Here is a 19,731-nt window from a genome sequence, read left to right on the forward strand (position 1 = left end):
ATTCGATTTTTGACTATAGAAAGATGCGATTAGCATGTAAAGCGTTCACATTCTTTCTAAGTCCGAGGTGGCATACAGTCCCCTCGTGTTTTCTGACATAATAGGCGGATTCGATTTTGCCCCGCAGGAGTGTTTTCATGGAATTTACCGCCGGACTGATGCCGCTGGAAACGGCGCTTACCGAAATGTTATCGCGTGTTACCCCACTGACTGCCGTTGAGACGCTGCCGCTGGTGCAGTGCTTTGGCCGTATTCTGGCGACCGACGTGGTTTCGCCGCTCGACGTGCCGGGTTTCGATAACTCGGCGATGGACGGCTATGCGGTGCGACTGGCCGATCTCGCCAGCGGACAGCCGCTGTCGGTCGCCGGTAAAGCGTTCGCCGGTCAACCGTTCCAGGGAGAATGGCCTGTGGGGAGCTGCATTCGCATTATGACCGGCGCGCCGGTACCGGCGGGATGTGACGCCGTGGTGATGCAGGAGCAGACGGAACAGACTGATGACGGCGTGCGTTTTACCGCCGACGTCCGCGGCGGGCAAAACATCCGCCATCGTGGCGAAGACATTAAACAAAATGCGGTGGTTTTCCCTGCCGGTACGCGCCTGACCACCGGCGAACTGCCGGTGCTGGCATCGCTCGGTATTGCCGACGTCCAGGTCGTGCGGAAAGTCCGCGTCGCGCTGTTCTCGACCGGTGATGAACTGCAGCTGCCGGGACAACCGCTCGGCGAAGGCCAGATTTATGATACCAACCGCCTGACCGTGCATCTGATGCTGCAACAGTTGGGTTGCGACGTGATCAATTTAGGCATCATCCGCGATGACCCGCACGCTCTGCGCACGGCGTTTATCGAAGCCGACAGCCAGGCGGATGTGGTGATTAGCTCCGGCGGCGTGTCGGTGGGTGAAGCCGATTACACCAAAACCATCCTTGAAGAGCTGGGCGAAATCGCCTTCTGGAAGCTGGCAATCAAACCCGGCAAACCGTTCGCCTTCGGCAAACTGAGCAACAGTTGGTTCTGCGGATTGCCGGGTAACCCGGTGTCAGCGGCGCTGACGTTCTACCAACTGGTTCAGCCGTTGCTGGCGAAGCTGAGCGGCAACGCGGCCAGCGGGTTACCTGCACGCCAGCGTGTGCGTACCACCTCACGGCTGAAGAAAACGCCGGGTCGTCTCGATTTCCAGCGCGGCGTGCTCCAGCGCACCGCCAACGGCGAGCTGGAGGTGAGCACCACGGGTCATCAGGGTTCACACGTCTTCAGTTCCTTCAGTCAGGGGAACTGCTTCATTGTGCTGGAGCGCGATCGCGGTAACGTTGAAGCCGGTGAATGGGTGGAAGTCGAGCCCTTCAATGCGCTGTTCGGAGGCCTCTGATGGCGGAACTCAGCGATCAGGAGATGCTGCGTTACAATCGGCAGATAATCCTGCGCGGCTTTGACTTTGACGGGCAGGAAGCGCTGAAGGAAGCCAACGTGCTGGTTGTCGGTCTCGGTGGGCTGGGCTGCGCGTCCTCGCAGTATCTGGCGAGCGCTGGCGTCGGCCACCTGACGCTGCTCGATTTTGACACCGTGTCGCTGTCGAATCTACAGCGCCAGACGCTACACAGCGATGCGACCCTCGGCCAGCCGAAAGTGGAATCGGCGCATGCGGCGCTGAGCCGTATTAATCCGCACGTGGCTATCACTGCGGTTAATGCGCTGCTGGACGAGACCGCCCTTCGGACACTTATCGCCGAACACGATCTGGTGCTGGACTGCACCGATAACGTCGCGATTCGTAATCAGCTCAATGCCGGTTGTTACGCGGCAAGAGTCCCGCTGATTTCTGGCGCGGCGATCCGCATGGAAGGTCAGGTTACCGTCTTTACCTACAAAGAGGGTGAGCCCTGCTATCGCTGCCTGAGCCGTCTGTTTGGTGAAAATGCATTAACCTGCGTGGAGGCGGGGGTGATGGCGCCGCTGATTGGCGTGATTGGGTCGCTACAGGCGATGGAAGCCATTAAGCTGCTGGCGCATTATGGTCAGCCAGCGTCGGGGAAAATCGTCATGTACGACGCCATGACCTGCCAGTTCCGCGAAATGAAGCTGATGCGAAATCCGGGCTGCGAGGTGTGTGGGGAAGCCTCATCCTGATCGGATTGTAAGCCGGATAAGCGTCGCGCCATCAGGCAATGACGGCGCGAATTGCCGGATGATGGCGTTGCCTTATCCGGCCAACAACGACAACTTACAGCGACGAACGCCCAAAGGCGCTCTGCCAGTCGTGCTCAAACTTCGCCACCGCCGCATCGACAGCCGGAGAGCTAATCAACTGTTGGGCAACGTCCAGCGGTAAGGTGATGGATTCACAGCCCGCCAGCAGACAATCCAGTGCCTGACGCGGCGTCTTGAAACTGGCTGCCAGCACTTTGGCATGCGGCGCGTGCATCTTCAGCAAATTCTGCAAATCGGTAACGGTCTGAATGCCATCGCCACCCTGCGCATCCACGCGGTTGACGTAAGGCGCAACATACTCCGCCCCCGCCAGTGCCGACAGCAGGCCCTGTGCCGCACCGTACACCGCCGTTCCCAGCGTCGGAATACCTTCCTCTTTAAGCAACTTGATCGCCGCCAGACCTTCCGCCGTGACGGGCACTTTCACGACGATATCAGGAATGATCCCACGCAGTTTACGCGCATCACTCACCATCCCTTCTGCCGTTGTCGCCATCACCTGAGCAAATAAACGCCCCTGCCCCCCCATTGCTTCATGCAATTGTGGCAGTAAGACGTCCAGCGTTTTTTTACCCGCCGCAACAATACTGGGGTTTGTGGTCACGCCCGCCAGCGGGAAAATTCGCGCCAGTGCTTTCACCGCGTCAACGTCGGACGTATCCAGATAGAGTTCCATAATCATTCCTCAACGACTAGTTTGCATAAAAGAAAGATACCACGGCAAAACCTCTCGGTTAGTTGACGCACGTCAACATAACTTTCATTCGAAAGTTATTTAATCTTTATACGAAACACGAGAGGCCGTTTATGATTTTCAATATTCAGCGCTATTCTACTCACGATGGCCCCGGTATCCGCACCGTGGTGTTCCTTAAAGGATGCTCTCTGGGCTGTCGCTGGTGTCAGAATCCGGAAAGCTGGGCACGCACGCAGGATCTGCTGTTTGACGCACGTCTGTGCCTCGAAGGCTGCGAGCTTTGCGTCCAGGCGGCACCGGGCGTTATCGAACGCGCGCTGAATGGCCTCCTTATCCATCGCGAAAAACTGACTGACGCGCATCTTGCCAGCCTGATCGACTGCTGCCCTACTCAGGCTCTGACCGTCTGCGGCGACGTTAAAAGCGTCGATGAGATTATGACCACCGTCCTGCGCGATAAACCTTTTTATGACCGCAGCGGCGGCGGTATTACGCTTTCCGGCGGCGAACCGTTTATGCAGCCAGAGCTGGCGGCATCACTTTTAAAAGCAAGCCATGAGGCGGGCATTCATACCGCGGTCGAAACCTGTTTGCATGTGCCGTGGAAATACATTGAACCGTCACTGTCCTGGATCGATCTGTTCCTTGCGGATTTGAAACACGTCGCCGACGCGCCGTTTAAGCAATGGACGGATGGCAGCGCGTCACGCGTGCTGGAAAACCTGAGAAAGCTCGCCGCCGCCGGGAAAAAAATCATCATCCGCGTTCCGCTGGTTCAGGGGTTTAACGCCGATGAAGAAAGCATTAAAGCGATTACCGATTTTGCCGCCGATGAACTGCACGTTGGCGAGATTCACTTTTTGCCCTACCACACGTTAGGCATCAACAAATACCACTTACTCAGCCAACCCTACAACGCGCCGGACAAGCCGCTGGATGCACCCGATCTGCTCGCCTTTGCGCAGCAGTACGCCTGCACGAAAGGTTTGACCGCGACATTACGAGGATAATCTCATGACCCAACTGAAACTGGATACGCTCAGCGACCGAATCAAAGCGCACAAAACCGCGCTGGTGCACATCGTCAAACCGCCGGTCTGTACCGAACGCGCGCAGCATTACACCGAAATGTACCAGCAGCATCTGGACAAACCGATTCCGGTACGCCGCGCGCTGGCGCTGGCGCATCATCTGGCAGAGCGGACCATTTGGATCAAACACGACGAGCTGATCGTCGGCAACCAGGCGAGCGAAGTGCGCGCCGCGCCGATCTTCCCGGAATACACCGTCTCGTGGATTGAAAAAGAGATAGACGCCCTGGCGGACAGACCGGGTGCGGGTTTTGCGGTCAGTGAAGAGAACAAACGCGTGTTGCATAGCGTTTGTCCGTGGTGGCGCGGCCAAACCGTTCAGGATCGCTGCTACGGCATGTTTACCGATGAGCAAAAAGGGTTGCTGGAAACCGGTATTATCAAAGCCGAAGGCAACATGACCTCCGGTGACGCGCACCTGGCGGTCAACTTCCCGCTGCTACTGGAAAAAGGCATTGACGGCCTGCGGGCAAAAGTCGCGGAGCGCCGTTCACGCATTAACCTGACCGTTCTCGACGATCTGCATGGCGAGCAATTCCTGAAAGCTATTGATATTGTGCTGATTGCCGTCAGCGATCACATCGCCCGCTTCGCCGAACTGGCGCGTAAAATGGCGAGCGAAGAGACACGCGTCAGCCGCCGTAACGAGCTGCTGGCGATGGCGGAAAACTGCGATCTTATCGCTCACCAGCCGCCGCAGACTTTCTGGCAAGCGCTGCAGCTGTGCTACTTCATCCAGTTGATTCTGCAAATTGAGTCCAACGGTCACTCGGTGTCGTTCGGGCGCATGGACCAGTATCTTTATCCGTACTACCGCCGCGATGTGGAACTGAACCAGTCGCTGGACCGCGAACACGCCATTGAGCTGCTGCACAGCTGCTGGCTGAAACTGCTGGAAGTGAACAAAATCCGCTCCGGCTCGCACTCTAAAGCCTCCGCAGGCAGCCCGCTGTATCAGAACGTTACCATTGGCGGACAAAACCTGGTCAACGGTCAGCCGATGGATGCGGTCAATCCGCTCTCCTACGCGATCCTCGAATCCTGTGGGCGTCTGCGCTCCACCCAGCCTAACCTCAGCGTGCGTTATCACGCCGGGATGAGCAATGATTTCCTCGACGCCTGCGTACAGGTGATCCGCTGCGGCTTTGGTATGCCAGCCTTTAACAACGATGAAATCGTGATCCCGGAATTCATTAAGCTCGGTATTGAGCCGCAGGACGCCTACGATTACGCGGCGATTGGCTGCATCGAAACCGCCGTGGGCGGCAAGTGGGGCTACCGCTGCACCGGCATGAGCTTTATCAACTTTGCCCGCGTGATGCTGGCTGCGCTGGAAGGTGGTCGGGACGCCACCAGCGGGAAAGTTTTCCTGCCACAGGAAAAAGCGCTCTCCGCCGGTAACTTCAACAATTTCGACGAGGTGATGGCGGCGTGGGATACCCAGATCCGCTACTACACGCGCAAATCGATTGAGATCGAGTATGTGGTCGATACCATGCTGGAAGAGAACGTGCACGATATCCTCTGCTCGGCGCTGGTGGATGACTGCATCGAGCGGGCAAAGAGCATTAAGCAAGGCGGGGCGAAGTATGACTGGGTATCCGGCCTGCAGGTCGGTATCGCGAACCTCGGCAACAGCCTGGCCGCGGTGAAAAAACTGGTCTTTGAACAGGGGGCAATCGGTCAGCAACAGCTGGCGGCTGCACTGGCAGATGATTTTGACGGCCTGACCCACGAGCAGTTGCGCCAGCGTTTAATCAACGGCGCGCCGAAGTATGGCAACGATGATGACTCCGTCGATACCCTGTTGGCCCGTGCTTATCAGACCTATATCGATGAACTGAAGCAATACCATAACCCGCGTTATGGACGCGGCCCGGTCGGCGGTAATTACTACGCGGGTACGTCGTCTATCTCGGCAAACGTGCCGTTCGGCGCAGCGACCATGGCGACGCCTGATGGTCGTAAAGCCCATACCCCGCTGGCTGAAGGGGCAAGCCCGGCATCCGGTACCGACCATCTTGGTCCCACGGCGGTGATTGGCTCCGTCGGCAAGCTGCCTACCGGTTCGATTCTGGGCGGCGTGCTGTTGAACCAGAAGCTGAACCCGGCCACGCTTGAGAACGAGTCCGACAAGCAGAAACTGATGATCCTGTTGCGAACTTTCTTTGAAGAGCACAAAGGCTGGCACATTCAGTACAACATCGTCTCGCGCGAAACCCTGCTGGACGCGAAAAAGCATCCGGACCAGTATCGTGATCTGGTGGTCCGCGTAGCCGGTTATTCCGCCTTCTTCACCGCGCTTTCACCGGACGCGCAGGACGATATCATCGCCCGTACCGAACATATGTTGTAATCCCCATGGCCCGGTGGCGCTAACGCTTACCGGGCCCACAAGCCTCTCTCCGTAGGCCGGATAAGGCGCAGCCGCCATCCGGCGCTTTTGCTTTCATTCGAAATTAAATTTGTGCTTTAGGTCACATTGTTATTAGAATGTTGCTAGCCACAGTAATATTCTGGAGAGAAATGTATGACCGTAAAAGTTATCGTCACTGATATGGACGGAACTTTTCTCAATGACGCCAAAAAGTACGATCACGCACGTTTTATGGCGCAGTACCACGAGCTAAAGAAACGCAACATCGAGTTTGTCGTCGCCAGCGGCAATCAGTACTTTCAGCTCATCTCTTTCTTCCCCGAACTCAAAGACGAGATCTCTTTCGTTGCCGAAAACGGCGCGCTGGTGTTTGAGCATGGCCAACAGCTTTTTCACGGCGAACTTACCCGTCATGAATCACGGAGCGTGATCGGCGAACTGCTCAAGGATAAACAGCTCAACTTTGTCGCCTGCGGTCTGCAAAGCGCTTACGTCAGTGAACACGCCCCGGCGTCCTTTGTTGCGCTCATGGCAAAGCACTATCACCGCCTGAAGCCGGTGAAGGACTATCACGACATCGACGACGTGCTGTTTAAGTTCTCTCTGAATCTGCCGGATCAGCAGATCCCGTTGGTTATCGACAAGCTGCATACGGCGCTGGACGGCATTATGAAACCTGTGACCAGCGGTTTCGGCTTTATCGATCTGATCATTCCGGGGCTCCACAAAGCCAATGGCATCAGCCGGTTGTTGAAACGCTGGAACCTTTCACCGAAGGAGGTGGTCGCCATTGGCGACAGCGGCAACGATGCAGAAATGTTGAAAATGGCGCACTACTCTTTCGCCATGGCGAATGCCACCGACAGTATCAAAGCGCTCTCCCGCTATCAGACGGATGACAATAACCATCAGGGTGCGCTGAACGTGATCCAGGCTGTGCTGGATAACACGGCCCCCTTCAACGTGTAATGCCTGAATGCGGCGACTGGAGAATATTTTAATCCGGATGCCGCATTCAGATTATTATTATTAATATTAGGATTTTTGATAATAATAATGGAAAGTTTTTTTGTTATTCCTTTATATAGATATCTTCAGGCTGGTAAAATTCTTAATTCTTTTGGATTAGCATCGCAACAGGTTTCTTTTATAACACTCGACCTCTGGCAACTACTTTACAGCAATAGATAGCTTTATATTTTTACGGATAACCAATATCACCGTAAGCCAAAAAAATTCATTATTAACTCATTGATAAACATACAAAACAATCACAACGCAATTAAAGTGATGTCTATTTTATTTTCATACACACACAAATCATTTAGACTATTAATTGACAAACAGAAACCTTTGTTTGCCCCACTTATTAAATGTTAAATTTTTTATTATAATTTAATCATTATGGACAAGTTAACATGGATTACACTCTGAAATTACACCAGGCCAGGAATTTCACGTTTCTTTCGGGAAATTTTAATAAAACTTTTCTCGCTAGCGCCATTTTATTGGCAGCCCACTCTGCTTACGCAGATGACTGTAATAACCTGGCACTTCAAGCTGGAGTGAGTTGCGTACAAAACGGTAACCAACTGAATATTGATATTCATGCAGATATCGACAACCCTACCCCATACCCTGCCTACTCATTCAACGCTCAGAACGGGATGCAGTCTGATAAGGTCGTCATCTCTCTGGACGCGGGTAAGACGCTCACGGCCGCTCAGAATGGGATACAGGCCCAAGGCAATCCCCTTGCTCTTGATGAAATAGAAGTCAGCACATCGGGAAACATCTATACCGGTAAGGTAACCGACAACGATGCGGCGGATCCGCTTGCACCGATTACGGGCCCTTCTGGTGGCATAATTTTTGATAAAACCAATATCCGGGATACGCAGCACGCTGGGATTTATCTGGCCGGCGCATCCGGCGGGCTGTTAGCTATTGGTTCAGTTCTTCAGCAGTCCGGAAGCCAGATCGTTAACAACAGCGCGAGTAAAGATACCGCAGCTATCTATTCGCAGGCGCTGGAATCGCGGATTACCAGCTCAGGCGTGATTCGTTCCCAGGTCGGTGATGCCATTCGCATAGAAAGCACCCCGCCTGAATATACCTGGTCCAGCGGCGGTTACATCATTGTCGATCCGCAGGGCGTGTTTGATGTTCACCTGAAGGCCGACAGCGTTGTCGAGGGGGGGAGCGAAGGCGCGGGTATCAAAACCACGGGGGGAACGCAGTCCACTGTGCAAATCGATCAAGGTGCCACGCTTGGCGCGCTATCCGATGTGGCAATCGACGTGGCAGGTTTTGACGGTTTTTATTTGCGCGATCCCGCCATGCCCAATTTGCCGCTAGACAGTACTCATTATAGCGGAGCAGAAACCCGCATCATTAACGCAGGGGCCATGACGGGCGTCGTACGCCTCTCCAGCGGTCGGGATACGGTGATTAACGACGCTACGGGTGTCTGGAACGTGCGGCAGTGGTTTGATTCGGATCGCGACGGTATCCGGGATACCGTCGCGCCTGTAGCGACCAGTGATTTTGGCGGAGGCACAACGGAACTTGTCAACCGTGGCGTAATTTCCCTCACCGCGCGCCCGGACGGGACAGCCAATCATGCGTTATTTGATAACCTGGCGACGTTTCGAAATCAGGGTAGCCTGCAGTTAACCAATAATGTCGCTGGCGATCGCTTTACCCTTAACGGGGATTATGTCGGAGACGGCGGCGTTATTGCGCTTGATACGGTTCTGGGTGACGATAACTCACTGACCGACCAGCTCATTATTAACGGCTCAACGTCAGGCCAAAGCGTGCTGTCCATCAATAATCTCGGTGGCACCGGGGCACAAACCCGTGAAGGCATTAAAGTCATTGAGGTCAATGGCGATTCATCAGGGGTGTTCACGCAGAGCGGGCGTATTGTCGGAGGAGCATATGAATACTATTTACACAAAAATAGTCTCAGCGTTCAGGACGGCGACTGGTACTTGCGCTCCGAACTGCCTTCGGTCACGCCGGATCCCCAGGATCCTGAACCCGTGCAACGTCCGGAAATCGGCAGCTATATGGTTAACCACATGGCCGCCAATACCCTCTTCCAGACACGTCTTCACGATCGCCTCGGTGAAGCGCAGTATACCGATGCGTTAACCGGGGAACAGACAACCAGCCTGTGGCTTCGTCAGGTCGGTGGGCATAACCGCTCTCAGGACAGTTCTGGTCAGTTTAAAAACCAGGGAAATCGCTATGTCGCGCAAATTGGCGGTGACATTGCGCAGTGGAGTTCCGATCAACGGGATCGCTGGCATCTGGGTATCATGGCGGGCTACGCCCGGCAAAGTAACAATACCGAATCCAGATACTCACACTATCAATCCAAAGGCTCGGTCAAAGGCTATAGCGCGGGTTTATACGGAACCTGGTATGCCAACGATGAGAAAAAAACCGGTAGCTATGTCGACAGTTGGGCGCTCTACAACTGGTTTGATAACGAAGTGAAAGGCGATCAGCTGGCGTCCGAGAAGTATAAATCTCGCGGCATTACCGCCTCGGTAGAAGCGGGTTATACTTTTGAATTAGGCAGCAGAGAAACGGATGCAGTGGGATATTACATCCAGCCTAAAGCCCAGCTTATCTGGATGGGCGTCAGATCCAGCGATCATACTGAACGCCAAAGCAGCGGCGGTTCACGTGTCTCATTCGAGGGCGATGGTAATCTTCAAAGTCGATTGGGTGTCCGTGCCTATCTGCAAGGACACAGCACGGTAGACAAGGGCAAAAATCGCGAGTTCCAACCCTTCATCGAAGCAAACTGGATCCATAACACCCGTGATTTTGGGGCCAGTATCAATGGCCAGGGCAATGAAATTGCCGGCACCCGCAATATTGGTGAAGCCAAAATCGGGGTTGAGGGACAACTCTCCCGACAACTGGATATGTGGGGTAACGTGACGCAGCAAATAGGGAACAGTGGTTACAGTGATACTCAGGCAATGATAGGGATCAAATACCGTTTCTAGCCAGTAGCAGGGCCCTGGCAGACGGATAATATTGTCCGTCTGCCTCCCTGACGATTTATACCAAACGCATTTGATAACAGGAATGGTCATGCAACCACGCGTTTTAATTGTCACCACCGAAGCCCCTGATGTGCTGTTCAGTGGCCTGGGTTTTTTCAATCAGCATTTCTGGCAGGAATTAACGCGCCGTCGCTACCCCTTCAGGGTGTTATACCTGAACAATCAGAAAACCCGGGCGTCAACACTGGCTGATTATGAGATTGCCGTTGAACCTACATTGCCTTTTGACTCCTCCCTGGAATCACTGAGCCTGAATGTGGCATGGAGTACCGCGCAAAAAATTCAGCCCATACTCAATGAGTTCAAGCCCGATATTATCTCAGTGCACGAAAACTCACCTCTGTTACCGTTTTACTTTGAGTTACACAGAGTGCAATTCACGCTCCATTCCAGCTATATCGGCATGCAGCACTATCTGACCCGAACCCAGAAAGGTATGCAGCATTACTGGGAACAGCGAATCGCGGTACGTCAGAGTGGCGCGGTAGTGCTTCACAGCGACTGGGCGCACCGTTCAATTATTCAGCATGTCTCCGCCGATATTGTCCCCCCCGATATCTTCCCTATCGGTGTCGATTTCGCCGATTACCCGGAAAAAAAAATCCGCCATCCGCAAGGTAAAGTGGTCATCAGCTTCTTTGGGCGATTCACCGATATTGTGAAAAACTTCCAGATTTTTCGTGAGTCGATCAATACGCTGCCAGAAGCCTATCGCAACCGGGTTGAGGCCAGGGTTTATGGGCCAGAGAAGATCCCTGACTACATGGAAAAAGAAGGCTTTAAAGGTCTGACATTTGTTCAGGGTGAGGAAAAAAAACGGGCTTTTGCGGAAACTGACATTGTGGTCTTCCCCAGCATTCAGGAGAGTTTCGGTATTGTCGGACTGGAAGCCTTGCTCTCAAACTGCGCACTGATCGCGACGCCAGGACTGGGTATGGATGCATACATGCCTTCTGATTACGCCTGCGAACCTACCGTTGCCGCGCTACAGCAGCGCATCGTCCACTATCTCTCACATACTGAACAACTCTGGCGCGATCAGGATAACCAGGTGTTTCGCCAGAGCGTAAATCATCCGGAATTAACGCTCAGTAACATGACGGAATCCTATATTGAAGTCTGGAAAAAGTTGCACCAAAAGTTAGTCAGCTCAGCGACTGCCGCGAAGTAAGCTGTTCCCCTGCCCTTTATGGCGCCGTCGGGCGCCACAATCCAATCATCAGACCTCTGGTATGCGTTGTCCTGGACAAATGGCGCGACGATCTCACCAGCAAACATTTAAACTTGCATTAACTTTTTTATAACTTACATTATCAACTGTAAGTTAAATAAGTTTCGAATGAAAGTTATGCGAGGTGGTTATGGCTTTTACCTTCACAAGCGACACATTACCGGTCGATCACAAAGCGGCTATCCGTCAGATGAAGCAGGAACTGCGGGCGCAGCTTGGCGACGTTGATCAAATCTTCGGCCAGATTAGCGATGCCATTGCCACCCGCGTGGCGGAAATCAACGCGCTCAAAGCACAGGGCGCGCCGGTCTGGCCTGAGCTGTCCTATGCCGATATCAACGCTGGCACGATCGCAGCGCAGCAGCGTGAACAGATCAAACGCTGCGGCTGTGCGGTTATCAAAGGTCACTTCCCGCGCGAGCGGGCGCTGGCCTGGGATCGGTCGATGCTGGACTATCTGGACCGCAACCGCTTTGACGAGGTGTATAAAGGGCCTGGCGATAACTTTTTTGGCACCCTCAGCGCCTCCCGTCCGGAGATCTATCCGATCTACTGGTCGCAGGCGCAAATGCAGGCGCGGCAGAGTGAGGAGATGGCGAACGTGCAATCGTTCCTCAACCGTCTGTGGACCTTTGAAAGCGAGGGCAAGCAGTGGTTTAACCCGGATGTGAGCGTGATCTACCCGGACAGGATCCGCCGCCGTCCGCCGGGCACCACCTCAAAAGGGCTGGGTGCGCACACCGATTCCGGCGCACTGGAGCGCTGGTTGCTGCCGGCGTATCAGCGCGTTTTCGCCAGTGTCTTTAACGGTAATCTGGCGAAATACGATCCGTGGCATGCCGCTCATCGCACCGAGGTGGAAGAGTATACCGTGGATAACACCACCAAATGTTCGGTGTTCCGCACCTTCCAGGGCTGGACCGCGCTGTCGGATATGCTGCCCGGTCAGGGCTTGCTGCATGTCGTGCCCATTCCGGAAGCCATGGCGTATGTGCTGTTACGTCCGCTGATGGATGATGTCCCGGAAGACGAACTGTGTGGCGTGTCGCCGGGCCGGGTGCTGCCAATATCCGAACAGTGGCATCCCCTGTTGATTGAGGCGCTCACCAGCATTCCGCCACTGGAAGCCGGCGATTCCGTCTGGTGGCATTGCGATGTGATTCACTCCGTGGCGCCGGTCGACAATCAGCAGGGATGGGGAAATGTGATGTACATTCCCGCCGCTCCCCTGTGCGAGAAGAATCTGGCCTATGCGCACAAAGTAAAAGCGGCGCTGGAAAAAGGGGCTTCGCCAGGCGATTTCCCGCGTGAGGATTACGAAACAGACTGGGAAGGACGCTTTACGCTGGCGGATTTGAATATCCACGGCAAGCGCGCGCTGGGGATGGCGTAACGCTAAATCGTGACAGGTGTGGTCAACACACCTGTCACATGAAAGGCAATGGGGAAATTAGCCGTCAATGCCTTTACTGCGCAGATAATCTTCGTAGTTACCGCTGAAGTCCACCACGCGATCGGGGGTTATCTCCAGCACGCGGGTTGCCAGTGAACTCACGAATTCACGGTCGTGAGAAACGAAGATCAGGGTTCCCTGATACATCTCCAGGGCCATGTTCAGCGATTCGATGGATTCCATATCAAGGTGGTTGGTCGGTTCGTCCATCACCAGAATGTTTGGCTTCTGCATCATCAGCTTACCGAACAGCATACGACCCTTTTCACCACCCGAAAGTACCTTCGCCGGCTTTTTGATGTCGTCCTGGCTGAACAGCAGACGACCGAGGATGCTGCGCACCGCCTGTTCGTCATCGCCTTCTTGCTTCCACTGGCTCATCCAGTCGAAGACCGTCAGATCGTTTTCAAACTCATATTCGTGATCCTGCGCGTAGTAGCCAATGCGCGCGTTTTCAGACCATTTCACCGTACCGCTATCGGCGTCCAGATCGCCCACCAGCGTTTTCAGCAGCGTCGATTTACCCACGCCGTTGGTTCCCAGTACCGCCAGCTTTTCACCGACTTCCAGCAGCAGGTTGACCCCTTTGAACAACGGGCCGTTATCAAAGCCTTTGCTGAGCGCTTCCACTTCCAGCGCGTTACGGAACAGTTTCTTGTCCTGCTCGAAGCGGATGAACGGGTTCTGACGGCTGGACGCCTTCACTTCGTCGAGTTTGATTTTATCAATCTGACGGGCGCGAGACGTCGCCTGACGAGATTTAGAGGCGTTAGCGCTAAAACGGCTGACAAAGGATTGCAGGTCGGCAATCTGCGCTTTTTTCTTGGCGTTATCCGCCAGCAGACGTTCGCGCGCCTGCGTCGCGGCGGTCATGTATTCGTCGTAGTTGCCCGGATAAATACGCAGTTCGCCGTAGTCAAGATCCGCCATGTGCGTACACACCATGTTCAGGAAGTGACGGTCGTGCGAAATGATGATCATGGTGCTGTCACGTTCGTTCAGCACCTGCTCCAGCCAACGGATGGTATCGATGTCCAGGTTGTTGGTCGGTTCGTCAAGCAGCAGAATATCCGGATTGGAAAACAGTGCCTGCGCCAGCAGTACACGAAGCTTCCAGCCAGGGGCAACTTCGCTCATCGGGCCGTAGTGTTGCTCTACCGGAATCCCCACGCCGAGCAGCAGTTCACCGGCGCGCGCTTCAGCAGAGTAACCGTCCATCTCGCCGTATTTCACTTCCAGATCGGCCACTTTGTAGCCATCTTCTTCGCTCATCTCCGGTAACGCATAGATGCGATCGCGTTCTTGCTTCACTTCCCACAGCTCACCGTGGCCCATGATGACCGTGTCGAGCACCGTGAACTCTTCAAAAGCGAACTGATCCTGGCGCAGCTTACCGATACGCTCGTTGGGATCGAGAGAAACGTTACCCAGCGTCGGTTCGAGGTCGCCGCCGAGAATTTTCATGAAGGTGGATTTACCGCTACCGTTAGCGCCAATCAGGCCGTAACGGTTGCCGCCGCCAAATTTGACGGAAATGTTTTCGAACAGCGGCTTACTGCCGAACTGCATGGTGACGTTGCTGGAAACTAACACGGACGTATCCTAAAGAATATGTGACAAACCTCATATTATGCCACAAGTCTTAAATAAGATCGCGCCCTGTAGCAAACGACTACACTGGGGGAACAGGAAAAAAATGTGATTTCGTACACATCTGAATTCCCTGTTAACAGGAATGCACATATAATGCGCTCCCAACACTACAGAATTCTCAACCCAACAGCCTGCCAGGCAATGAATCTCGCATAACATGAATATGAAATTAACAACGTTTTTCGCGGCAGCACTCGCGGTAGTCGGCTTTTGCAGTACCGCATCCGCTGTCACCTATCCTCTGCCAACGGATGGTAGTCGCGTCATTGGTCAGAATCAGGTCATCACCATCCCGGAAGGTAACTCGCAGCCGCTGGAGTATTTTGCTGCTGAATACCAGATGGGGCTTTCCAACATGCTGGAAGCCAACCCGGGCGTGGATACCTTCCTGCCGAAAGGCGGCACCGTGCTGAACATTCCGCAGCAGTTGATTCTGCCGGACACCGTGCATGAAGGCATTGTGATCAACAGTGCGGAAATGCGTTTGTACTACTACCCGAAAGGCACCAATACCGTGATCGTCCTGCCAATCGGTATCGGCCAGTTAGGTAAAGACACGCCAATCAACTGGACCACCAAAGTAGAACGTAAGAAAGCCGGCCCGACCTGGACGCCAACGGCGAAAATGCACGCTGAATATCGTGCCGCAGGCGAACCGCTGCCCGCTGTCGTGCCTGCCGGTCCGGATAACCCGATGGGTCTGTACGCCCTGTACATTGGCCGTCTGTACGCCATTCACGGTACTAACGCGAACTTCGGTATCGGCCTGCGCGTGAGCCACGGCTGTGTGCGTCTGCGTAACGAAGACATCAAATTCCTGTTCCAGAATGTGCCTGTTGGAACGCGCGTACAGTTTATCGATGAGCCGGTAAAAGCAACGACGGAGCCAGATGGCAGTCGTTACATCGAGGTTCACAACCCGCTGTCGACCACCGAAGCGCAGTTTGAAGGCGGCGAAATCGTACCGATCACGCTGTCGAAGAGCATTCAGAACATCACTAACCAGCCTGATGTTGACCAGAGCGTGGTGGAACAGGCGGTTCAGAACCGTTCAGGGATGCCCGTTCGTCTGAACTGATTGTTTTGGATTCATCAAGTTAATGAAAAAGGGCTCATCCACTGAGCCCTTTTTTAATGGTAGCGCCAGGCGGTAAGAAAGGTTTGAACCGCCGAGTGCGCAAGTTGCTCCAGCACACGGCTATCCATTGGTTGTTGATCAATCAATGCGGCTGGTAATGGGTATCCCATTACCGCACCGAGAAAGGCGGTCGCCTGAAGTGTCGGGTTATCAAGCTGTATTCTCCCCTGCTCCTGATATCGCTTCAGTATCTCTGCCAGCGCCTGTAATACGCGTCCTGTTGGACGCTGCTTAAGCGTGGCGTAAAGCTCCGGTTTCTGTACCAGAACCTGAATTAACAAACGCTGGAAATGGATATGCTCAGGGGCATAGAAGTGTTCTTGTACCACTTTCGCGAAGCCGAGTAGTAATGCTGGCAGACAGTCCGCGTTATCCGTCATCATCTGCTGGAGCGGCGGCTGCATCCTGTCATTGAGAAAGGAAAACGCTTCAACCAGCAGCGCGTCTTTCCCCCCTGGGAAATGGCTATACAGTGTAGGCCTGGAGATCCCGGCAGTGGCGACGATGGTGTCTAACGACACATCAAGTCCCTGTTCAAGAAAAAGATCGCAAGCAGCCTGTAAAATGCGAGGGCGCGCTTTCATCGGACGCCCACGTTGATTTGCCATTAAAACTGTCCTTAATGATTTATCGATGAAATCTTACGTCTTCAGATACCGTAACCCTTGTCGAATAAGGATGAAAAACAGCGGCACAAAAAGCAGCGTTAATACCGTACCTGAAAGCATTCCCCCAATGACGGCGGTACCGATCTCTATTCGGCTGGCTGCGCCCGCCCCGGTAGAGAGTACCAGAGGGATAACGCCTGCCACAAATGCCAGTGAGGTCATGATAATGGGACGCAAACGTAACCTTGCGCCCTCATACGCCGCTTGTGTGATATCAAGACCGTCGGCGATACGCGACTGAGCAAACTCGACAATCAAAATCGCGTTTTTTGCCGACAATCCCATGGTGGTCAATACGCCAACCTGGAAATAAATATCGTTATTGAATCCGACGAGCATTGAGGCAGTCACCGCCCCCAGAATTCCCAGTGGGATTATCAACATGACAGCCAGTGGAATTGACCAGCTTTCATACAAAGCGGCAAGACAGAGAAAAATAAAGATGAGTGACGCCATGTACATCCAGAGAGTCTGCGCGGACGACGCTTTTTCTTGATACGACAAACCACTCCATTGCAAACCCAGACCGGGCATTTCCTCTACCTTCTCTGCCATCACGTCCATCGCATGACCGGAGCTGGTGCCTGCTGCGGCATTCCCCTGAAATTGAACCGCGGGCAAACCGTTAAAACGTTGCAGCATCTGTGGACCCGTTGTCCATCTGAATGACGCGAAACTCGCGATAGAGGCCATATTGCCACTCGCGCCTTTCACAAACCAGGCGGCAAGATTCTCAGGGTTTGCCCGCCACTCGGCATCCCCCTGCATATACACCCTTTTAACACGTCCACGATCGATAAAATCATTGATATAAACGCCCCCCAGGGCAGCGGAAAGCGTTTCATTGATATCAGCGTGAACAACGCCTTGCGCACCGGCTTTCAGTGGGTCAATTGCAACCTGTAGCTGTGCCTTTTCTTCCAGGCTGTTAATTCTGACCGCAGTGAGATGTTCACTGACACTGGCCTTGCGTAAAAGCGCCTGCTGCGCCTGCAACAGCGCCTCATATCCGCTGGCCGATTGATCCTGAAGCCACATTTCAAATCCGCTGGACTGTCCAAGCCCGCGGACCGTCGGTGGGGACATCGCGTTAATTGATGCCAGAGGTACCGTTTTGAAGTATTGGTTCGCACGGGAAATGATCGCTCTGGCACTATTCTGTTCCCCGCTTCGCCTGTCCCAGTGCTTTAATTCCGCAAAAGCCATTCCGACATTTTGGCCGCTACCCGCATTATTGCGCCCCGTGACCATGAAGATAACACTGAGATTATCTTTCTCTTGCGTCAGAAAATAATCGGTAATGGAATCACCCACGCGTTGGGTCATAGACAGTGGCGATCCGGTAGGGAGCGCAAACTGAATCATCACCGCCCCCTGATCCTCATCAGGAAGAAAACCTGTCGGCAATCGTTGATATTCCCACACCATAAACAGCACCAGTAACGTCGCCATAATGCATGAACGTAAGGGGCGCGAAACTATCCGTCGCAGCGTGGCTAAATAACGCTGCTGGCTCTTTTCCACCCCCTGGTTAAAGCAGATAAAAAAGGCCCCTTTCTTCGGCTGCTCTTTTTTCAGCAAATGAGCACAAAGGGTCGGCGTCAATGTTAATGCCACCAGCGCGGAAAGTGCCATTGCCGCCGCAATGGTTATGGTGAACTGACGGTAAATTATTCCCACTGAACCGCCAAAAAAAGCCATTGGAACAAAAACGGCAGCTAACACCAGTGCGATACCAATCAGCGCACTGGTGATTTCCCTCATTGAATGCAATGTCGCTTCCTTAGGCGTCATATCTTTTTCGGCCATCACTCGCTCAACATTTTCGACAACCACGATAGCGTCATCGACTAACAGACCAATCGCCAGCACCATGGCAAAAAGAGTCAGAGTATTCATGTTGTAGCCCAGGACACTTAAAATGCCGAACGTACCGAGCAGGACGACCGGTACAGTGATCGCAGGAATAAATGTGGCGCGCCAGTTTTGCAAAAACAGATACATCACCACAATCACAAGGATGATCGCTTCAATTAACGTCCATACCACGCCTTCAATGGAAACGGTCACGAACGGCGTACTGTCACGCGGGTAAGCGCTGATCACCCCTTGCGGAAACTGTACACTGAGACGCTCCACTTCAGCGCGAACATTTTCAGCTGTCGCCAGGGCATTCGCCCCTGAAGCTAACTGAATGGAAATCCCGGCGGCCGGATAGCCGTTGAGAGTCGTCTGGTTCTGATAATTTTCTGCCCCCAACTCTATGCGGGCAACATCACGTAAATAGATGACAGAACCATCACCATTAATACGAACGACAATGTTTTCAAATTGTTTGACCGTTTCAAGTCGCGACTGCGCCATCACGGTCGCATTGAGATATTGCCCCTCTACTGCAGGCAATGAGCCTATCTCGCCCCCGGTGACCTGGGCGTTCTGAGCTTCAATAGCAGCCCGGATATCAGATGGCATCAACCCATAACTGGTGAGCTTGTAAGGATCCAACCAGATGCGCATCGCATATTGCGCGCCAAAAACGGTGGTTTCGCCAACGCCATCAACCCGACTGAGAGGATCCTGCAATGTGCTAATGAGAAAATCGTTAATATCCAGACTGCTTAGCTGCCGGGTTTCATCATAAAGCGCGACCACCATCAGGCTATCCCCCTGCGATTTGGTCACGGTAATTCCTTGCTGCTGCACTTCCGGCGGCAGGCGTGTTATCGCCTGGTTGACCGCGTTTTGTACCTGGACCTGTGCCATATCGGGGTTTACCCCCTGATTAAAGCTGAGGCTGATTCGGGCCTGGCCAGCAGAACTGCTGCTTGATGAGAAATAGAGCAGCCCGTCAATCCCTTTGATCTGTTGTTCCAGAACCTGGGTGATGCTGTCCTCAACGGTCTGTGCAGATGCCCCTGGGTAGTTCGCTGTGATATTCACGCCCGGAGGAGCAATATCGGGATACTGCTCAACGGGTAACAGAAACAGCGCAAGCGTTCCTGCGGCCATGATTGAGATAGCCATCACTGCGGAAAAAACAGGTCGGATAACAAAAAAACGTGCCAGCATGAGCCACTTCCCCCATCAGGGTCCGCTGAACAGAGGCCGCACAAGCCAACAATC

At 53.7% G+C, this 19,731-nt stretch carries 13 protein-coding genes; 9 read left to right on the forward strand and 4 right to left on the reverse strand.

The window, feature by feature from the left end:
* Nucleotides 1–137: 137 nt before the first annotated feature.
* Nucleotides 138–1,373, forward strand: a complete 1,236-nt coding sequence (gene moeA, locus QQZ17_RS21980; protein ID WP_152405329.1) for a molybdopterin molybdotransferase MoeA — start codon at nt 138–140, stop codon at nt 1,371–1,373.
* Nucleotides 1,373–2,131, forward strand: a complete 759-nt coding sequence (gene moeB / locus QQZ17_RS21985; RefSeq protein WP_152405330.1) for a molybdopterin-synthase adenylyltransferase MoeB — start codon at nt 1,373–1,375, stop codon at nt 2,129–2,131. The genes moeA and moeB overlap by 1 nt, the downstream gene beginning before the upstream one ends.
* 94 nt (nt 2,132–2,225) lie before the next feature.
* On the opposite strand, the gene fsa is transcribed toward moeB, so the two are convergent.
* Complete coding sequence (gene fsa, locus QQZ17_RS21990) at nt 2,226–2,888, reverse strand: fructose-6-phosphate aldolase (RefSeq protein WP_152405331.1); 663 nt, start codon at nt 2,886–2,888, stop codon at nt 2,226–2,228.
* 131 nt (nt 2,889–3,019) lie between these two features.
* Here fsa and QQZ17_RS21995 point away from each other — a divergent pair, with 131 nt between their 5' ends.
* The 6 genes from QQZ17_RS21995 (at nt 3,020) to QQZ17_RS22020 (ending at nt 13,089) form a co-directional block, all read left to right on the forward strand.
* Complete coding sequence (locus tag QQZ17_RS21995) at nt 3,020–3,919, forward strand: glycyl-radical enzyme activating protein (protein WP_152405332.1); 900 nt, start codon at nt 3,020–3,022, stop codon at nt 3,917–3,919.
* A gap of 4 nt (nt 3,920–3,923) precedes the next feature.
* The gene (locus QQZ17_RS22000; RefSeq protein ID WP_152405333.1) at nt 3,924–6,356 is read left to right on the forward strand and encodes a glycyl radical protein; all 2,433 of its coding nucleotides are present in this window, start codon (nt 3,924–3,926) and stop codon (nt 6,354–6,356) included.
* A 174-nt stretch (nt 6,357–6,530) separates the two neighbouring features.
* A complete protein-coding gene (locus QQZ17_RS22005; protein WP_152405334.1) occupies nt 6,531–7,346 on the forward strand; it encodes a Cof-type HAD-IIB family hydrolase in 816 nt (271 codons plus the stop codon).
* A 596-nt stretch (nt 7,347–7,942) separates the two neighbouring features.
* Nucleotides 7,943–10,405: an autotransporter outer membrane beta-barrel domain-containing protein gene (locus QQZ17_RS22010; RefSeq protein WP_284554177.1), complete on the forward strand. Its 2,463-nt coding sequence runs from the start codon at nt 7,943–7,945 to the stop codon at nt 10,403–10,405.
* Between the two features lie 88 nt (nt 10,406–10,493).
* Nucleotides 10,494–11,636, forward strand: coding sequence for a glycosyltransferase family 4 protein (locus tag QQZ17_RS22015; protein WP_187696606.1), 1,143 nt, complete (start codon nt 10,494–10,496; stop codon nt 11,634–11,636).
* A gap of 190 nt (nt 11,637–11,826) precedes the next feature.
* A complete protein-coding gene (locus QQZ17_RS22020) occupies nt 11,827–13,089 on the forward strand; it encodes a DUF1479 domain-containing protein (RefSeq protein ID WP_152405336.1) in 1,263 nt (420 codons plus the stop codon).
* A gap of 57 nt (nt 13,090–13,146) precedes the next feature.
* On the opposite strand, the gene QQZ17_RS22025 is transcribed toward QQZ17_RS22020, so the two are convergent.
* Entirely contained in the window at nt 13,147–14,742 is a 1,596-nt protein-coding gene (locus QQZ17_RS22025; RefSeq protein ID WP_152405337.1) for an ABC-F family ATPase, read from the reverse strand.
* A 217-nt stretch (nt 14,743–14,959) separates the two neighbouring features.
* Between QQZ17_RS22025 and ldtB the strand changes: the two genes are divergently transcribed.
* Nucleotides 14,960–15,880, forward strand: a complete 921-nt coding sequence (gene ldtB, locus QQZ17_RS22030) for a L,D-transpeptidase (protein ID WP_152405338.1) — start codon at nt 14,960–14,962, stop codon at nt 15,878–15,880.
* A gap of 53 nt (nt 15,881–15,933) precedes the next feature.
* On the opposite strand, the gene QQZ17_RS22035 is transcribed toward ldtB, so the two are convergent.
* The gene (locus tag QQZ17_RS22035) at nt 15,934–16,548 is read right to left on the reverse strand and encodes a TetR/AcrR family transcriptional regulator (RefSeq protein WP_152405339.1); all 615 of its coding nucleotides are present in this window, start codon (nt 16,546–16,548) and stop codon (nt 15,934–15,936) included.
* A gap of 33 nt (nt 16,549–16,581) precedes the next feature.
* On the reverse strand, nt 16,582–19,677 hold the full coding sequence (locus QQZ17_RS22040) for a multidrug efflux RND transporter permease subunit (RefSeq protein WP_152405340.1): 3,096 nt from the start codon (nt 19,675–19,677) through the stop codon (nt 16,582–16,584).
* Nucleotides 19,678–19,731 lie beyond the last annotated feature (54 nt).

The sequence above is a fragment of the Citrobacter sp. T1.2D-1 genome, from assembly GCF_950098555.1.
In the GTDB taxonomy this organism is placed as follows: Bacteria; Pseudomonadota; Gammaproteobacteria; order Enterobacterales; family Enterobacteriaceae; genus Citrobacter_A; species Citrobacter_A telavivensis.

Coding starts and splice junctions, on each gene's coding strand:
- QQZ17_RS22005 (WP_152405334.1), top strand. CDS start 6,531: ATGACCGTAAAAGTTATCGTCACTGATATGGACGGAACTTTTCTCAAT.
- fsa (WP_152405331.1), bottom strand. CDS start 2,888: ATGGAACTCTATCTGGATACGTCCGACGTTGACGCGGTGAAAGCACTG.
- ldtB (WP_152405338.1), top strand. CDS start 14,960: ATGAATATGAAATTAACAACGTTTTTCGCGGCAGCACTCGCGGTAGTC.
- QQZ17_RS22040 (WP_152405340.1), bottom strand. CDS start 19,677: ATGCTGGCACGTTTTTTTGTTATCCGACCTGTTTTTTCCGCAGTGATG.
- QQZ17_RS22015 (WP_187696606.1), top strand. CDS start 10,494: ATGCAACCACGCGTTTTAATTGTCACCACCGAAGCCCCTGATGTGCTG.
- moeB (WP_152405330.1), top strand. CDS start 1,373: ATGGCGGAACTCAGCGATCAGGAGATGCTGCGTTACAATCGGCAGATA.
- QQZ17_RS21995 (WP_152405332.1), top strand. CDS start 3,020: ATGATTTTCAATATTCAGCGCTATTCTACTCACGATGGCCCCGGTATC.
- moeA (WP_152405329.1), top strand. CDS start 138: ATGGAATTTACCGCCGGACTGATGCCGCTGGAAACGGCGCTTACCGAA.
- QQZ17_RS22035 (WP_152405339.1), bottom strand. CDS start 16,548: ATGGCAAATCAACGTGGGCGTCCGATGAAAGCGCGCCCTCGCATTTTA.
- QQZ17_RS22000 (WP_152405333.1), top strand. CDS start 3,924: ATGACCCAACTGAAACTGGATACGCTCAGCGACCGAATCAAAGCGCAC.
- QQZ17_RS22020 (WP_152405336.1), top strand. CDS start 11,827: ATGGCTTTTACCTTCACAAGCGACACATTACCGGTCGATCACAAAGCG.